Genomic DNA, 15,691 nt, shown 5'->3' with positions numbered 1-15,691 from the left:
GGCAATAATGTTTTAGAAATCGAGTTGACTGATCCGATGGAAATAAAGAACGACAAGGAAATCATCCAGCTTTCCCGACGCACGGTCTATCAGAACCGTTGGATGCAGGTGAATGAAGACAAGGTGCTTTTCCCCGCAGGCTTCGAAGGCATTTATGGTGTAGTCGAAAAACCTCCCTTTGCCATCATCATTCCCGTCCATTCCGACGGCCGCATCCAGATGGTTCAGCAATTTCGCTATCCCATCGGCCGGCGCTGCTGGGAGTTGCCACAAGGGACGTGGGAAGACACGCCTGATAGCGATCCGGAAACACTCGCGCGCGGAGAACTGGCCGAAGAAACAGGCTATCGCGCCGGACGCATGGAAAAGATCGGAGAAATGTTCCCCGCAGGCGGCCTTCTCAACCAACTGTGCCACATATTTCTGGCGCATGATTTGACAGAAGGCGCAACCAGCCGCGAAGCAACCGAAACCGACATGGAAACAGCTGCCTTCAGCATGGACGAGATAATGGCCATGTTCGAGAAAGGCGCCATGCCGGATGCCAATTCCATGGCCGCTCTGGGCTATTGGAAGTTGAAAGCTGGGCTTGGCGACTAAGCCAGTCCCTGCCTTGCTTGTGGCTAAAGGCGATTGAGGGCTTTTTTAGCCTTCCTTCTTTTCCTTTTCGCGCAGCATGCCGGAGACGACTTCCACCGTCCGTTCCAGATCGGCAATGGCCTGATCCACATCGGCCCTTTGTTGGCGCAGGATAGTGATATGCAGGCTGAAGCGATCCAGAGCAGAACGCAACTGAGGCACCTGTCCATCGCGCAGATCATACAGATCGAGCATTTCCTTGATTTCGGTCAGTGAAAAGCCGACCTTTTTACCCATCAAAACTAGCTTCAGGCGTGCCCGGTCTCGCCGGCTATACACCCTATTGACGCCGTCCCGGCGCGGATTAAGCAGGTTCTTGTCTTCATAAAAGCGCAAAGTGCGCAACGTAACACCAAATTCCTTGGCAAGATCCCCGATGGAATAGGAGAGCGGGCCAGACTGGTTGGTGGCCGCGCTGAGCACATCGTTGCCTTCGTCCTTGCCGGCCTCTGCAGCAGGTACGGGCGTTTTTTCCTCTTTCAAAACCGTCTCCCCAGACCGTTTGTTGGCAATGTGGTCTATTTCCATTGCCTGTCGTGAGCTTACCCGTGGGTAAACCACCCTGTATGCCGCCTGTCAACGCTCCCTTCGCATATACGCCCCTTGATTGAAGGGTGAGACACTAAACAACCAGCAGAAATCGGAAGAATATGGTGAGCAAATGATTAAAGCGGTCAGTATTTTTCGCAATACGCATCAGGATTAACGCGTTATTTACCCTAACTTATCACAGTACTCTGGGAAAAGACCGTTTTCGCGGGGCGTCGGGTGCCCGCATTGCGCAGCGGATGCCGAGAACCGCAAAGAGTTGAGCCAGTACTATGATTGATGACACATATCACACCGATCGCGATGTAGGCGAGTATATAGAAGGTCTTCGAGGTACGGATCGTAACAGAGGTGCGCATGACAGCCTCCGTGCAACCGCGCCCAAAGGTCGGCCTCGTCAGAATTCGGCTCTTCTGGATGCTATTGAGGATATCGAAGCCCAGCTTCATGCATTGGCGGGTGAAGCGGCTCAGTCCCCCGACATGCCCTTTGAACGCGAAGATACCCCACAAGACTATCGCGCCTCCCGTACCCGACGGGACACAAGAGGAGACTTTGGCTCGTCTCCCCGTCGCGGCAGAGCACGTGGTGTCCCCTCCACTCTGGATCAGGCCAATTATGGCAACGCTCTTGAACGCATTGAAGCCCAGTTGCAGCGTGTGGATCAGGCATTGGAAAGAAAAGGGGGCAGCCAGATGGCGCGGCCCCGTTCCAGCCTGCGGCCAGAGCGTACACCGGCGCGGTCAGCCTATTCTACGGGCACCGTCTCTGACCATCCTGTGGCCCGCGAACATATGCCCTCCTATCAGGACCGTCTATCTGCCCAGACAGGAACGACAGGCCCGTCTGTCTCTCTTGATTCGGCGATGCGCCAAATGTTCGATCGCAGCCAGACATTGAATGAACAGGTCGCCCGCAAGGCGGAAGCCTCCGTTTCCCAGGTAACGCGCACAGCGCAGGATGCCTTGAGCGCAGCACAGGATTCGCAAGGCACCTATCGTGATGCCCTTGACAAGCTGGCCAAATTGCAAGCTCAGGACGACAGTCTCGCCATGCTGCGAGACGATGTAACGTCCCTGCGCAAGCTGATTGAAGAAGCCAATCTGACAGGAGCCTCCGATCAGGTTCTGCGCGAGATCGCCAGTCTCTCGGGTCGTATTGAACAATTGTCGACCGCCATTTCCGAAACCCGTGAAGATCCCGCCATTCTCGAGACAATGCGCGATGTGCGCGCCTTGCTTGACCGTTCCGCGCAGGATCCGTCCATCAACGCACAGTTCGACCGCATTCTGGCCAAGCTTGATGATATGGATGCCGGTGGGCATGAGGAAGACTTCGCCAAATTGTCCGAACAGATGGACCATTTGCGCGAAATTCTCGCCACGCAGCCCGATATGCAGCATCTTTCGAGCATCTCCGGTCAGATAAACGAATTGATCGAGCGGCTTGCCACGCTGGAGAATGACGTCAAGCGCGCCAACGCATCTGATCCGAATTTTGCGGAACAGAATGGCCTTGAGCAGCGCCTTTCCCAAATGCAGGCGCTGATCGAGCGGCTTGATCCGAATGACCGGTTGATCAATCTGGAGAACCAACTGTCGGCTCTGGCTGACCGCCTGGAGAATGGCTCCGACCACGCCAGCATTCACAAGCCCCTTGAGGCTCTTGCCCGTCAAGTGGAAAGCCTTGTGGAATTGACCGATCAGGGCACCCATCGCGATCAGCTCGATATTCTGGCCACATTGGCCGAACGGGTAACCAATCTGGACCAGTTTGTCCGCACGGAACAAGCCCCGGCCGTTTCTGAACGCCGCTTTGAGCAGGTGGAGCAGACGCTTGCGCGCATCGATGACATGCTCGCCAACAAGATGGAAAGCTCTGATCTGGGGGCACTCGAGCGCAGCCTGTCGCGTCTTGCCGACCGTATGGAAGCGCAGGAAGATATTTTGCGCAGCGCACCGCAAACCGCTTCCGCAACAGATGGCTCGGCTCTTTCCAGCGGTGCGATTTCGCAGCTTGAACGCCAGATCATCGATCTTGCCCAGCGCCTTGACAATGCCAGTCAGGTTTCTGACGACCATCAGTTTTTCGAGATGCTGACGGAACGGCTGGATACGCTGGCCGCTGAATTTTCGCGCACGCAGACCCGCTTTGACGCCGTTGATCGTATTGGCGAAGATATTCGCAAGCTCGCTGCGAACAGCAGCTCTGGTGCCTCTGGCGGCGCCAACGCTGCTCAGGTGGCCGAACAGGCCGCGATCAAGGCTCTCCAACAGGTTGGCCCGATTGCCGGAGGTGGCAGCGACGCCGCGCTTGAAGCCATTATTGATGGGCTCAAGGACGATCTGCACGGCTTGCGCCGTTTCGCAGAGACAAGCGAAACCTCGACCCAGCAAAGCCTTAATGGCGTCAGCTCCATGCTCAATGCAATTGTCGATCGTCTCGGCAAGCTCGAAGAGCAGGTGCGCGCAGAAGAACTGAAACCGCAGCAGGCTGCACTGCCTGACGCGCCGCTAGAGCCAATCGCAGAGCCTGCCTCTGAAGAGCCGAAAAGTCGCGGTCTCGGCAATATTCTGCGCCGCCGCAAGGCAAAGAGTGCGCCGGATGCAGCCGAGGCAGCCCCGCAAGGGCAACAGGGCCAGCCCCTCAGCGCCAGCGAGCTGCTGCAAAATCGTGGTAGACAGCCTTCGCGCAGGCAACAGAGCGACGCCAGTGCAACGTCTGCGCCAACCCGCAGCCGCGCTGGTGCATCAGTTGGGCCGCAACAGGGAATGCCCGCCGCAGCCTCAGCCGGATCCTCCGCTCCGCAAGTTTCTTCTGGTGAAAGCAGACAGCCGGGTATTTACCTCTCAGGCAAGGCGGTCAGTGTTTCCAAGGCACAGACCGATAGCGCAACAGCGCGCCAGCCTGGCGAAAGCGCTCAGGCGCAGCCGCAGGTGACGGGCAACGTTGCCCTCAAGAATGCCGAGCAGGAAGCCCCTGCAGCCAAGCCGAGAACCGCCCGTATCGTGCAAGGCGCACCGGGCTCACAGGCAGCACAGAGCAGCCAGAGTGCCAGAAGCGGCTCTCAGCGCGATCAGGGGCAGTCCAAAGCCGACTTCATTGCAGCCGCTCGACGTGCAGCACAGGCCGCCGCACAGGAGAGCGCTCAGGTCGAAAAGGAACAGGGAGCAGGCGGAAGCTTCCTCTCCCGCTTCAAGGGCAGCAAAAAGCCTGCGACCGAGGTTGAAGCGCAGGCACCTGTAACGAACGAAGAAGACAAAGCCAAAGGCATGAGCCGCAAAGAGCGCCGGGCAGCCATCAAAGAAGCCGCCCGCATGGCCAAGAAGATGCAGAAGGAGACCGCAAATGGCTCCGCTGATGCTGCGGCTATTGAGGAAAGCGCGGTTCATCTGCTTGAGAATGAAGAGGCCAGCAACAGTCTGTTCGCCAAACTGGGTCAGACCTTCTCGCGCCATAGTCGCCCGTTGCTCATGGCAGCGGCAGCCATTCTGCTCGCCATCACGACGATCCAGTTGGTGAAAAATCCGGATTCAAGCCTCTATGGCCTGTTCAATACCGATACGGCACAAACGCAATCCGATGACTCTGTACCAGGCTTTGGAGACAGTGGTGAGACCGTGGCCCCGGCTGGTTCGTCTGCACCGGCTCAAAGCACTCCAGACTTGCCGGAAGCTCCCGTTGCTTCCGAGCCGGCATCTGCGGGCCCGCAATCCAGCATCACGCCGTCCTCGGGCAGCGTTGCTCCGAGCATGAGTGATGAAGAGGCTACACGCGCGATTGCCTTCTCGCAGCCGACCCTAGCTCAGGACAAGCTGGCTGGTCCACGCGTCAGCAAGCCAGCCGCACAGCCTCTTTCTCATGATGCAGCCATGGCAAAAGCCAAGGCCATGCTCAATCAGCCAGGCAATCAGGGCATTGACCTGACGCCAACAAGTTCCATCCCCAAGGACACCAAACTTGGCAACTATGACGCCTTGCAAGAGCAAGCGAAGTCACAGCCGATGCCTCCGGTCGTCTCCGGCGGGGATGATAATCAGTCCAGCGCCAATCTGGGCAGCGATAGCGGCACTCAAGAGCAAACGCCGATCATGCAGGCTGCGACCAGTGGCAATGTACTGGCGCAGTTTGAGCTGGGCCGCCGCTTTACCGTGGGCGAAGGCGTAGAGGTTGATCTCAAGGAAGCAGCCAAATGGTTCGAAAAGGCCGCCAACCTCAACATGCCGCAGGCGCAATATAGTCTGGCCAATCTGTACGAGAAAGGCCATGGCGTCAAAAAAGACCTGCAAGTGGCGCGGCTTTGGTATCAACGCGCAGCTGATCAAGGCAATGTGAAGTCCATGCATAATCTGGCAGTGCTGTATGCCGAGGGTGGTCTGGGCAAGCCCGATTTCAAGCAGGCTGTCCAATGGTTCCTTAAGGCAGCTGACCATGGCCTCAAAGATAGCCAGTATAATCTCGCCATCCTGTTTGCCCGGGGCATGGGCGTCAAGCAAGACCTGCTGCAGAGCTACAAATGGTTTGCCATTGCAGCCAAGCAGGGCGACAAGGGCGCTGAAGCCAAACGCGACGAAATCCTGAGCGTGCTCAAGGGGCCACAGCAGAAGGCCGCCAAAGCGCTGGTTGCTGCCTGGGTTCCCAAAGTGGCCAAGGCCTCCGTGAACCAACTGTCCGCACTGCCGCCTGAATGGGTCGCCACAACGCCCGAGCAACTGGCCAAGGCCAACAAACGTCTCGGTGCAGACCCGAGAGTGATTGCCAAAGCCCAGTCAATGCTTGGCGCTCTTGGTTACAATGCCGGACCGGCAGATGGACAGATGGGCCCGCGCACGCGCACCGCGATCCGTAATTTCCAGGAAATTGCAGGATTGAAGGTTACGGGCGAAATCGATGCGCCTCTCCTTGAAGCGCTGGCACAGCGGGTCATCTGATCCGCTCTAGCGACGCCGCCGGCACTGCGGCATATGAGGAGACCAACTGGTCCTGACACGCATTCGCACCCCCATTGTGGCTGCGAATGCCTATAGCTGCGGCATGCCCTGATCCGCATGCCCGCCTCGCACGTATAGACCCTTATCGGGATAAACACCGAGCAAGCGCCTCAAACGCGACTCTTTCTGGCAAGGCAGTGCAATTTAACGTTATTTGCGAGATGTTTCGTTGACACCGGGGCGCTCTATATGGGATGCATGAAGACATGTATCTCGTGTTTGGAGCGACGCATGAACGGCGCTTTGAAACAGACCAAATCACAAATAGCCTATCGGGCCACACCTTGAGCGGGCAAGGCTTGAGGCAATTTGTTCTTGAGCATGCTGCCGCAGTCGTCAGGGAGTGAGTTTCCTGACAAACGGCAGAACTGGCGGCTGGAAAACAGGAGTAGCGCGTGGAGCTCTACCTGCCTATCGCTGAAATGCCTGTCAACATCTTTGTCATCCTTGGCATGGGAGGCACGGTCGGGTTTCTCTCGGGCATTTTCGGGGTTGGCGGCGGTTTTTTGCTCACGCCTCTATTGATCTTCTATGGAATTTCCCCCGCGGTTGCTGTTGCTTCGGTAACAGCCCAGATCACGGCTTCTTCCACGACCGGCGCCCTGGCCTATCTTCGAACCGGCAATCTCGACCTCAAACTGGGAACGGTGCTCTTTTCCGCTGGCATAACGGGGTCGACAATCGGGGTCTTTGTGTTCAAGCAGCTGCGCGCGCTTGGGCAGTTGGACCTGATCATCTCCGTTTCCTACGTGACCTTTCTTGGTGCCGTGGGCACACTCATGGTCATGGAAAGTGTCCGTGCCATCGTCAAGGCCCGCAAAGGCATCGTCACGACACGCAAACCGGGCCAGCATAACTGGATTCACGGGCTACCGCTCAAGATGCGCTTCAAGAAGTCCAAAATCTATGTCAGCATCCTGCCGGTGATTGCCATTGGCGGCAGCATCGGCTTTCTGGGAACCGTTCTGGGTATCGGCGGCGGCTTCATGCTGGTGCCAGCCCTGATCTATCTGCTGCGCGTGCCCACCGCCGTTGTGATCGGCACATCGCTCTACCAGATTCTGGTGACGATGGGCGTTGCTACCATTCTGCATGCCACGACCAACCATTCCGTCGATATCGTGCTGGCTCTCATTCTGATGGTTGGCGGCACCATTGGCGCCCAGTTTGGCGCCCAGATCGGCCAGAAGATGAAGGGCGAACAATTGCGTGCCCTATTGGGCATTCTCGTGCTCATGGTTGGTATGCGCTTCGCTGTGGATCTCATCCTCGAACCGACGGACCATTACAGCACCGAGGTGATGGAGGTGAGCAGATGATCCTGTCGCGCCTCTCAAGAGCGATCTTCGGGGCCAGATTGCTGCTCTGGCTTGGCGTATGCATGGGAGGAACCATAAGCGCCGCCCATAGTGAACGCATCGTGGCTGATCTTTCCGAGCGGGTCATCAAGATCTCTTCCAATTTCACCGGATCGGACATCGTAATCTTCGGAACGATTGAGCGTGATCGGGCAACGGTGTCCCGCGGCGAGCCCTATGATCTGGTTGTTGTCGTAAGAGGCTGGGACCAGACGCTGGTCTCCCGTCGCAAGGCGCGCACCTTTGGCATCTGGATCAATCAGGACCGCAGGCTCTATAGCAATGCGCCCAATTTCTATGCCATGTCGACAACGCGAAAGCTGGTTGATATCGCCCATCCTTCGCTGTTGGCCAAATTGCAGATCGGCACACGTTACCTGTTGTTGCCCCCGACCTTCAAGCCGCAGGACAGATTTGCGACCTACGACCCGTTCCGCGTGGCTGCCTTGAGGCAAATGCGGGAAAAAGGGCTTTATACGGACGATCCGTCCTCGGTTACATTTCTCAGCAAATCCCTTTTCCGCAGCACGATCCCCATTCCTTCCAACGTGGAGGTGGGAGAATATGAAGTGACGGTTCATCTGCTGCGTGGCGGCGCATTGCTGCATTCGTCAACGCAAAAGCTGCATGTCGCCAAAACGGGCTTTGAGCAACACGCCTTCACGCTGGCGCGGGATCATGAATTCTTCTACGGTCTGGCCTGTGTGTTGATCGCTCTATTCACCGGCTGGCTCACCGGAGTGGTCTTCCGCAAGAACTGATCTTTCGCTCTTTCGGCCTTTAGAGCTCTTTTGTCGCCGCCAGCGCTAGCGCCTGCGTCTTGAAGAGGATCTGGGTACAGAGATGCTTGCGCCATGCATCGCAAGGGTCTGGCGGCCGATGACTAGCAATTTGGCATCCTCGGACATATAAGGCGCGAAGGCTTCTTCACACAGCTCCAAACCACCGGTATAACTGCCATAGGCGGGCATGATGATGCGATCCTTGGCCAGCACGAAACATTTGCGACGCAAGGTGCGGCCACGCCCGGGAATTCTGGCCACCGGATGCAGATGGCCGCAAATCTCCAGACAGGGCATATCCGGTTGCCCTGACACCTCAAGACCGGCACTCTCTCCGGGTTCATGGCAAAGGATGACGGCGCGTCCAGCACCCTCCATCTGCCGGATATCGCAAATCTCCCCTCCCAGATCGATAGAACTGAGCGGATCATGGTTGCCGGTCAGCCAAATCCATTGATGCGCAGAGGTCAATGCCTGCAACCGATCGGCAACGCTGGTAGGCAACCGTTTGGGGCCATCAACATCATGGAAAGAGTCCCCAAGGCAGATGACGGTATCAGGCTTGAAATGGGCAATATCGAGCGCCAACAGGGCCAGTGTACGTTGGCTGTCATAAGGGGGCAGGAACTGTCCGAGCCTCGCAAAGGAAGACCCCTTTTCCAGATGCAGATCGGCGACGAGCAGGGTTTTCTGCTCAGGCCAGTAAAGCGCGCCGGAAAGGCTGGCAACAAAGGCTTCACCGGCATGAGAGAAGGCATATTCGACTGGGCTGGCAGGCTCAGGATCGGATGACGTCGGGGTTTCACCGTCCGGCTGTCGCTCTTCAAAGCCCTCGGGCAAGCTTGATGAAAGGGAGCATTGCTGCAGACGTTTTTGCCACCCCATGATACGGGCCTCCTGATGCGCGTTGGCTCACTCAATCCGGGACATCACAGCCCCATTTCCTCGGCCGCTTCGAGCAGCATTTCGTCCTCCGCCTCACCATAGATGGGCTCTCTGCCGATTTCCAGCAACACCGGAATGGCAAGCGGGGACGGACTGTCCAGAGGCGCGTGGACGATTCGGCCCTTGATGCGCTGGAGCATAGCCCCAAGGCGGGCAATATCCAACAGACCACTGGCTGCATCATCCCATGTGGCTTTCAGCAACAGGTGATCGGGCTCGTGATCCTTGAGCACATTATAGATGAGATCAGAGGACATGGTGATCTGGCGACCAGACTTTTCCATTCCCGGATGCCGCCGCTCGATCATGCCGGAAATGACGGCGCAATTGCGGAAGGTGCGCTTGAGCATGGCGGATTCGGCCAGCCAGCTTTCCAGATCATCCCCGAGCATGTCTTCGTCAAAAAGCTGCGCAAAGCTCCAACCGAGCTCCTCTTCCAACTTGGCCAGATCCCTCAGGCCCCAGATCATCAGGGCATAATCAGATGCCACAAAGCCAAGGGGCCGTGCCCCTGCCCTTTCCAGACGGCGCGTCAGCAGCATACCCAGCGTCTGCAGCGCCAACCGACCCTCGAAGGCATAGAGTGTGAGATAGAATTTGCCCGATCGCGGGAAGGTCTCGATCAGCATCTGATCTGCAGAGGGAATGATCGAATGCTGCTTTTGCAGCGCCAGCCAATGCTGGACCTGCTCGGGTAATCTTGACCAGCTCTCAGGATCGGCCAACATGGCCCTGACCCGCGAGGCCAGATAGGTCGAGAGGGGAAACTTGCCGCCATTATAGGCTGGCACCTTTGGCTCGCGATGCTGGGTTCTTGTTACCAGCGCAGAATTCTCTTCCAACCGCTCAAAGCGCAAGACCTGACCGGCAAAGAGAAAACTGTCCCCCGGCGCAAGCCCCTCGATAAAGCCCTCTTCCACTTCCCCCAACACGCGCCCAAAGCGCCCCAGCCGCTTCTGCTCGCCGCTGCCACCCTTCCATGAGGTAAGACGCACCTTGATCATCGCTTCCTCGACGATGGTGCCGATATTGAGCCGATATTGCTGCGCCCGCTTCGGATGAGACAGGCGCCAGAGGATTTGACCTGTCTCCTTGTCCTTCATGGGTTTGAGCTTGGCAAATTGCTCATAAGCCCGCATGGCATAGCCACCCGTTGCGACGAAATCGATAGCCTGCTCAAACAGCTCCCCCGGCAGGGCCCGATAGGGATAGGAGGCGGTAACCTCACGATAGAGATCGAGCGGGTTAAAGGGACCGGCACAGGCGCGGCCTAGAATATGCTGGGCAAGCACATCAAGCCCGCCCTTGCGCACCGGTGGCGTGTCCTGATCGCCAATATAGTTGGCGTCAAGTGCTGCACGGCATTCCAGAAGCTCGAAGCAGTTGGAAGGCACGAGAATGGCTTTGGAAGGCTCATCAAGGCGATGGTTTGCCCGTCCGATGCGCTGGGCCAGGCGGCTAGCGCCTTTCGGCGCGCCGATATTGATCACCAGATCCACATCGCCCCAGTCGATACCCAGATCAAGGGTCGAGGTACAGACCACAGCCCTCAGGCTGCCCGCCGCCATGGCCGCTTCCACCTTGCGGCGCTGGCTTACATCCAGCGAGCCATGATGAAGGGCAATGGGCAGGGTATCCTCATTGATGGTCCAGAGGGACTGGAACAGGAATTCAGCCTGCGAGCGGGTATTCACAAACAGCAATGTGGTCTTGTGAGCCTTAATCAGGACATAGAGATCGGGCAGAGAATAGCGGGCACTATGGCCAGCCCACGGGATCGGTTCTTCAGATTCCAGAACCTCGATATCCGGGCTTGTGCCTCCTTTCAACTGGATGATCTGTGGTTCGCGCTGCGGTTTCCCTTCAGCATGAGGCACCAACCAATGCCCGAGCTCCAGCGGATCGGCCACCGTCGCCGAGAGGCCCACAGGGCGAGCATCCGGCGCAAGGCTGCGCAGACGGGACAAACCAAGGCTCAGTAGCTCCCCCCTTTTGGAGGTGACCAGAGCATGCAGCTCGTCCAGCACGATGGTCTTGAGAGAGGCAAACAGGGTTTCGGCCTCCCGTGAGGCCAGCAGCAGCGCCAATTGCTCCGGCGTTGTCAGCAGAAAATTTGGCGGACGCTGTTTTTGTCTCTGGCGTTTGTGAGCAGGCGTGTCGCCGGTGCGGGTTTCGACCGTTATATCGAGCCCCATCTCGGCAATGGGCGTTTCCAGATTGCGCGCAATATCCACCGCCAGAGCCTTGAGGGGAGAGATATAGAGGGTGTGTAACTGTTCGTGCCAGCGCTCACCTCCCCCTTCGCGCCGATCCCTTTCCAGCTCGATCAACGAGGGCAGAAAGCCGGACAGCGTCTTGCCAGCGCCTGTGGGCGCGATGAGCAGGGTCGGCTGCCCCTCTACCTGCGCCATCAACATCGCTCTTTGATGCGGACGCAATTGCCAGCCCTTGTTCTTGAGCCAATCATCAAAGACGGCAGGAAGAAGCGGGCTGTCTTTATCGTCGCAAGAAAAGGCAAAGCGCGTCACCAACCGCCCTGCAGGATTGGAGAGTCGGTCGTCGTCTGGATGTTTGGAGATTTCTGGGTTGGGTGGCATCTCAATCATATAAAGACTATGGGACAGAGGCCGGGCGTTGTCTATCCGTTTGCTTTACGCGACATGTCCCGGAGTACCCTGTTCATCACTAAACATGACATCCTGTTCGAAAGCAGGCACGGTCTCCAGATGGTTTCGCAGAAGATGGACCCGATTGCGCCCGGCGGCCTTGGCCAGATAGAGCCCTTTGTCTGCGCGCTCGACCATGGCTTCCAGACTATCGCCCTCATGCGTCCATTCTGTCACACCGGCGCTGATGGTCAGGCACATGGCCCTGTCTTTCCAGATGAATGGCGTCTTGGCGATCTTCTCACGCAAGCGTTCCCCCCAGATGGTCGCACCCTGGGCGTTGGCATTGGGCAAGATGATCGCAAACTCTTCCCCGCCCCAACGGGCAACCACATCGCCATCGCGGCAGATCTGGCGCAAAAGGTCCGACAGATGCCTGAGGGCCATATCGCCAGCGGAATGCCCGCGCGTGTCATTGATTGTCTTGAAATGATCGACATCGAACATGATCATGGACAAGGAAGACATGTCGCGTTCAGCTTTCATGGCAAGATTTCGCCCCCTGCGCAGGAAACCGGCTCGGTTGACCAGTCGGGTTAAATCATCCCGCTCGGCAATCTCCCAGAGATATTCGTTTTTGGTATGCACAGCAGAAAAGCCACGAATGAGCAGAAAACTGGACGCAAAAACCAGAGAGAATGGCAGGATGTAAGACAAGAATTTGACCAGAGGCTCAATGGGCGAGCCAACAAACACCAAAATGAAATGCGTGCTGAACAAGGAGAGCAGACTGCAAACGGCAGCAAACAGTCCAGCGACAAGCAACATGTGGCGTGTGGTTTTGATCCTTCCAAGATAGCGGCAAAAGCTATCCAGATACTCTTCACTCATCATTGTGCCCAGTACCCCTGCTCTTCAGCGCGCTCCAAAGATGCGGAACGATCTCATGCTGATGTCTGTGCTCAGCCTTATGACTCTTGAGAGAGGAAATTACACCCGTATAGCGGTAGTTTGTACGCATATATACGCCCTCTTATCGCCCGAATTCAAGCTATATGCTTAATCAAAGGTTGATGCCACCTTCCAAGTTGACTACATGCTCGTTTATGATGTCCTTGCGGGAACGAATACCCTTGGAAGAATTGTCAATCATGCCGGTTTCAGAATACAGGGAGAAACATTGTGACCGATTCGAAACTTTCGCGCTTTTTCGGCGGCTCGCCCGGCCCTGTGATCTTACGGTTGATCGGCCTTTCCGTCGTGGTCGGCATTGTGCTCAGCGCACTCAACCTCCATCCTCGGCAGGTGCTTACGTATCTTACGAGTCTTGTACAGCATATTTATTATATGGGCTTTGATGCAGTGCATTGGGCGGTGGAATATTTCCTGCTTGGCGCGCTGATCGTCTTCCCTATCTGGTTGATCATGCGCCTTCTCAAGGTTGGCCGCCGGGACGACTGACAAGCCCCTTTGCCTCCCCTCTTGTCGTTCCACTTGGCAAACCTTTCCAAGACATTACATATGTTTAAGATGACATGACAAGGTGGCTGAGCAATACTCAACTCAACAGCAATGATCCTGAAACACAGGAAGCTGACTGATCTTTCAGGCAGCGTTTCGGGATTGAATGAGAGGTGGTTTCTCCGGTCAAACCAACTCTCTAGCCAGAGTGCCTGTCTCCGGTCCGTCCCCAGTACCTTTTATTGGTAGGACCTGAGATTTGACACTGCAAATCAACCGTCGCGCGAATGGTCCCCGTGCGGCGGTTGATTGTTTTTATGGCCTTGCCCAATGCCTTCCGTGTCAGATCCAATCCTTCAGTCGCCTTCTTTTTCTTCTGTTTGCGTCCGGCGTGGCCTCTTCCTGCTGACGCAAGGGGTATCTTTGCGCTTTCCTTGCTTGGCGAGCGATGCTAGAGGAAGAAGGCTCCGAGCTACGCCTGACGTAGTCCCTTCCTATCTCTTCCGGTCATTCCGGCCTCACTGGATTGCTTTCAATGGACATTGCGCCTTCAGAGAACAAGCGCTCTTTTTCCGTCACCCATAAGCTGGTTCTGGGGATTGCTGTGCCCATGACCCTTGGGCTTATCACGGTGCCTTTGGTGGGGATCGTCGACATGGCGGTCATCGGACAATTGGGGAGCGCTTCCCTGATGGGCGGCATCGCCATCGGCTCATCGCTGTTTGACATCGTGGCCTCCTCGTTCAATTTTCTGCGCATGGGAACCACAGGGCTCACCGCGCAGGCGCTCGGAGCAGGAGACACGATCTCCCAGCGAGCCGTCGCCTATCGCGCTTTGATGATTGCACTCTTGCTTGGCCTGATGACGATTGTCATTGGCCCATTGGTCACCCCTTGGGCGCTGGCGGCAATGGGCGGATCTGACGCGGTGAATGAAGCGGCGCAAACCTATCTGCTCATCCGGCTTTTTGCGATGCCCTTCAGCTTGGGCAACTTTGCCATTTTCGGCTGGCTTTTCGGCCTCGGCAAATCACGCAAGGGGATGGCCTTGCTGATCCTTCAAAACAGCATCAATGTCATTTTGACGGTCTGGTTCGTGCTCGGACTTGATCTGGGTGTTGCCGGAGCGGCCTTTGGCTCGGTTGCCGCAGAGGCTGTGGCAACGTTTGTCGGGCTTGGCATGATGGCCCACCATCTGCGGGCCGATTGGCGGGTGCCACTGCCAAGGCTTTTCCATAAAGAAGCCTTTGCCCGTTTTCTGGCGGTGAACAGCGACATCTTCATTCGATCCATGGTGATGCTGTTTTCTTTCACCCTATTCACTGCGTTGAGCGCCCGCCAGACCGACGCAATTCTGGCCGCCAACGAACTGCTGATGAAATTCTTCATGTTCGGCGGATTCTTTCTGGATGGCATCGCCACGGCCGCCGAACAGCTGGGTGGGCGGGCCATCGGTGCTCGTTATCGTCCGGCCTTCGAGCGCACCGTCAAGCTGACCCTCGTCTGGGGATTGGGCCTTGGCATCGGCCTCAGCCTGATCATGCTACTGCTTGGCCCAATGATCATCGATGCACTGACCACGGCGCCTGCCGTGCGCGAGTTGGCAAGGGTCTATCTATTCTGGGCTGCCCTCACGCCCTTCATTGCAACTTTTGCCTTCCAGTTGGATGGCATCTATGTGGGCGCGACATGGTCGTCGACCATGCGCAATGTGTCCATTCTTGCCACCAGCGTTTTCTTCGTTGTGCAATATGTGGCAATGCCCCATCTGGGCAATCACGGGCTGTGGCTGGGACTTATGTGCTTTCTGGCGGCGCGCGGTATCAGCCTTGGTCTGATGCTACCCCGGCGGATGGCGCGCACCTTTTCTTGAAAATGAGGCGCCCTTAAGCACCGTCCTGATACAAAAACGGGGCCGCACTCCATGCGCCCCCTTTTGGTTTGGCTCATTTCTTTGCGGCTTCAGGCTACGGCCCCTCAAAAGGAGGGGCACCCTGGCTAGCTTAGAGAATCTCAAGCACGGCTTCTGGCGGACGGCCCAGACGCGCCTTGCCATTCTTGATCACAACCGGGCGTTCGATTAGCTTGGGATTGTCCGCCATCGCCTTGATCAGCGTTTCATCATCGGCCACATCGGCAAGGCCCAACTCCTTGTAGAGCGCCTCCTTGGTGCGCATCAGCGCACGCGGTTCAATGCCCAAGAGCTCCAGAATGTCCCGAATTTCCTCGATGCTTGGCGCATCTTCGAGGTATTTGCGAATGGTTGGCTGTTCGCCTTTTTCTTCGATGAGAGACAGAGTCTCACGCGATTTCGAGCAGCGCGGATTGTGCCAGATGGTTGTGCTCATGATTATTCCCCT

At 56.9% G+C, this 15,691-nt stretch carries 11 protein-coding genes; 6 read left to right on the top strand and 5 right to left on the bottom strand.

The features are described from left to right. Positions 1–36 precede the first annotated feature (36 nt). The gene (locus BM258_RS06165) at positions 37–600 is read left to right on the top strand and encodes an NUDIX domain-containing protein (RefSeq protein ID WP_090070063.1); all 564 of its coding nucleotides are present in this window, start codon (positions 37–39) and stop codon (positions 598–600) included. A 45-nt stretch (positions 601–645) separates the two neighbouring features. Here BM258_RS06165 and BM258_RS06160 read toward each other — a convergent pair whose 3' ends face one another. Further along, positions 646–1,122 (bottom strand): MerR family transcriptional regulator, encoded by a 477-nt coding sequence (locus BM258_RS06160; RefSeq protein ID WP_407062700.1) that lies wholly within the window; start codon positions 1,120–1,122, stop codon positions 646–648. A gap of 338 nt (positions 1,123–1,460) precedes the next feature. Between BM258_RS06160 and BM258_RS06155 the strand changes: the two genes are divergently transcribed. The 3 genes from BM258_RS06155 to BM258_RS06145 all read left to right on the top strand — a co-directional run bounded on the left by BM258_RS06155 (position 1,461) and on the right by BM258_RS06145 (position 8,298). Then, a complete protein-coding gene (locus tag BM258_RS06155; protein ID WP_090070059.1) occupies positions 1,461–6,119 on the top strand; it encodes a peptidoglycan-binding protein in 4,659 nt (1,552 codons plus the stop codon). 455 nt (positions 6,120–6,574) lie between these two features. After that, on the top strand, positions 6,575–7,498 hold the full coding sequence (locus tag BM258_RS06150) for a sulfite exporter TauE/SafE family protein (RefSeq protein WP_090070057.1): 924 nt from the start codon (positions 6,575–6,577) through the stop codon (positions 7,496–7,498). Then, on the top strand, positions 7,495–8,298 hold the full coding sequence (locus BM258_RS06145; RefSeq protein WP_090070054.1) for a TIGR02186 family protein: 804 nt from the start codon (positions 7,495–7,497) through the stop codon (positions 8,296–8,298). The genes BM258_RS06150 and BM258_RS06145 overlap by 4 nt, the downstream gene beginning before the upstream one ends. 45 nt (positions 8,299–8,343) lie before the next feature. Here BM258_RS06145 and pdeM read toward each other — a convergent pair whose 3' ends face one another. Genes pdeM through BM258_RS06130 form a run of 3 tightly spaced genes read right to left on the bottom strand, consistent with a single transcriptional unit; the run spans position 8,344 to position 12,764 of the window. Then, on the bottom strand, positions 8,344–9,204 hold the full coding sequence (pdeM, locus tag BM258_RS06140) for a ligase-associated DNA damage response endonuclease PdeM (protein WP_090070051.1): 861 nt from the start codon (positions 9,202–9,204) through the stop codon (positions 8,344–8,346). A gap of 44 nt (positions 9,205–9,248) precedes the next feature. Beyond that, complete coding sequence (locus BM258_RS06135) at positions 9,249–11,861, bottom strand: ligase-associated DNA damage response DEXH box helicase (RefSeq protein WP_090070441.1); 2,613 nt, start codon at positions 11,859–11,861, stop codon at positions 9,249–9,251. Between the two features lie 54 nt (positions 11,862–11,915). Next, positions 11,916–12,764, bottom strand: a complete 849-nt coding sequence (locus tag BM258_RS06130; protein WP_090070048.1) for a GGDEF domain-containing protein — start codon at positions 12,762–12,764, stop codon at positions 11,916–11,918. Between the two features lie 288 nt (positions 12,765–13,052). Between BM258_RS06130 and BM258_RS06125 the strand changes: the two genes are divergently transcribed. Both BM258_RS06125 and BM258_RS06120 read left to right on the top strand, forming a co-directional pair. Next, positions 13,053–13,331, top strand: coding sequence for a DUF6460 domain-containing protein (locus BM258_RS06125; protein ID WP_090070046.1), 279 nt, complete (start codon positions 13,053–13,055; stop codon positions 13,329–13,331). 535 nt (positions 13,332–13,866) lie between these two features. Continuing rightward, complete coding sequence (locus tag BM258_RS06120; RefSeq protein WP_090070043.1) at positions 13,867–15,204, top strand: MATE family efflux transporter; 1,338 nt, start codon at positions 13,867–13,869, stop codon at positions 15,202–15,204. A gap of 130 nt (positions 15,205–15,334) precedes the next feature. Here BM258_RS06120 and arsC read toward each other — a convergent pair whose 3' ends face one another. After that, complete coding sequence (gene arsC / locus BM258_RS06115; protein ID WP_090070041.1) at positions 15,335–15,679, bottom strand: arsenate reductase (glutaredoxin); 345 nt, start codon at positions 15,677–15,679, stop codon at positions 15,335–15,337. Positions 15,680–15,691 lie beyond the last annotated feature (12 nt).

This window comes from Cohaesibacter marisflavi (assembly GCF_900115225.1).
GTDB classification, from domain to species: domain Bacteria; phylum Pseudomonadota; class Alphaproteobacteria; order Rhizobiales; family Cohaesibacteraceae; genus Cohaesibacter; species Cohaesibacter marisflavi.
This window is presented reverse-complemented; position numbering and strand designations above follow the sequence as displayed.

Bases quoted from the DNA above. Each gene is read 5' to 3' on its own strand.
- BM258_RS06165 (WP_090070063.1), top strand. From the start codon at position 37: ATGGAAATAAAGAACGACAAGGAAATCATCCAGCTTTCCCGACGCACG.
- arsC (WP_090070041.1), bottom strand. From the start codon at position 15,679: ATGAGCACAACCATCTGGCACAATCCGCGCTGCTCGAAATCGCGTGAG.
- pdeM (WP_090070051.1), bottom strand. From the start codon at position 9,204: ATGGGGTGGCAAAAACGTCTGCAGCAATGCTCCCTTTCATCAAGCTTG.
- BM258_RS06120 (WP_090070043.1), top strand. From the start codon at position 13,867: ATGGACATTGCGCCTTCAGAGAACAAGCGCTCTTTTTCCGTCACCCAT.
- BM258_RS06155 (WP_090070059.1), top strand. From the start codon at position 1,461: ATGATTGATGACACATATCACACCGATCGCGATGTAGGCGAGTATATA.
- BM258_RS06145 (WP_090070054.1), top strand. From the start codon at position 7,495: ATGATCCTGTCGCGCCTCTCAAGAGCGATCTTCGGGGCCAGATTGCTG.
- BM258_RS06130 (WP_090070048.1), bottom strand. From the start codon at position 12,764: ATGATGAGTGAAGAGTATCTGGATAGCTTTTGCCGCTATCTTGGAAGG.
- BM258_RS06135 (WP_090070441.1), bottom strand. From the start codon at position 11,861: ATGCCACCCAACCCAGAAATCTCCAAACATCCAGACGACGACCGACTC.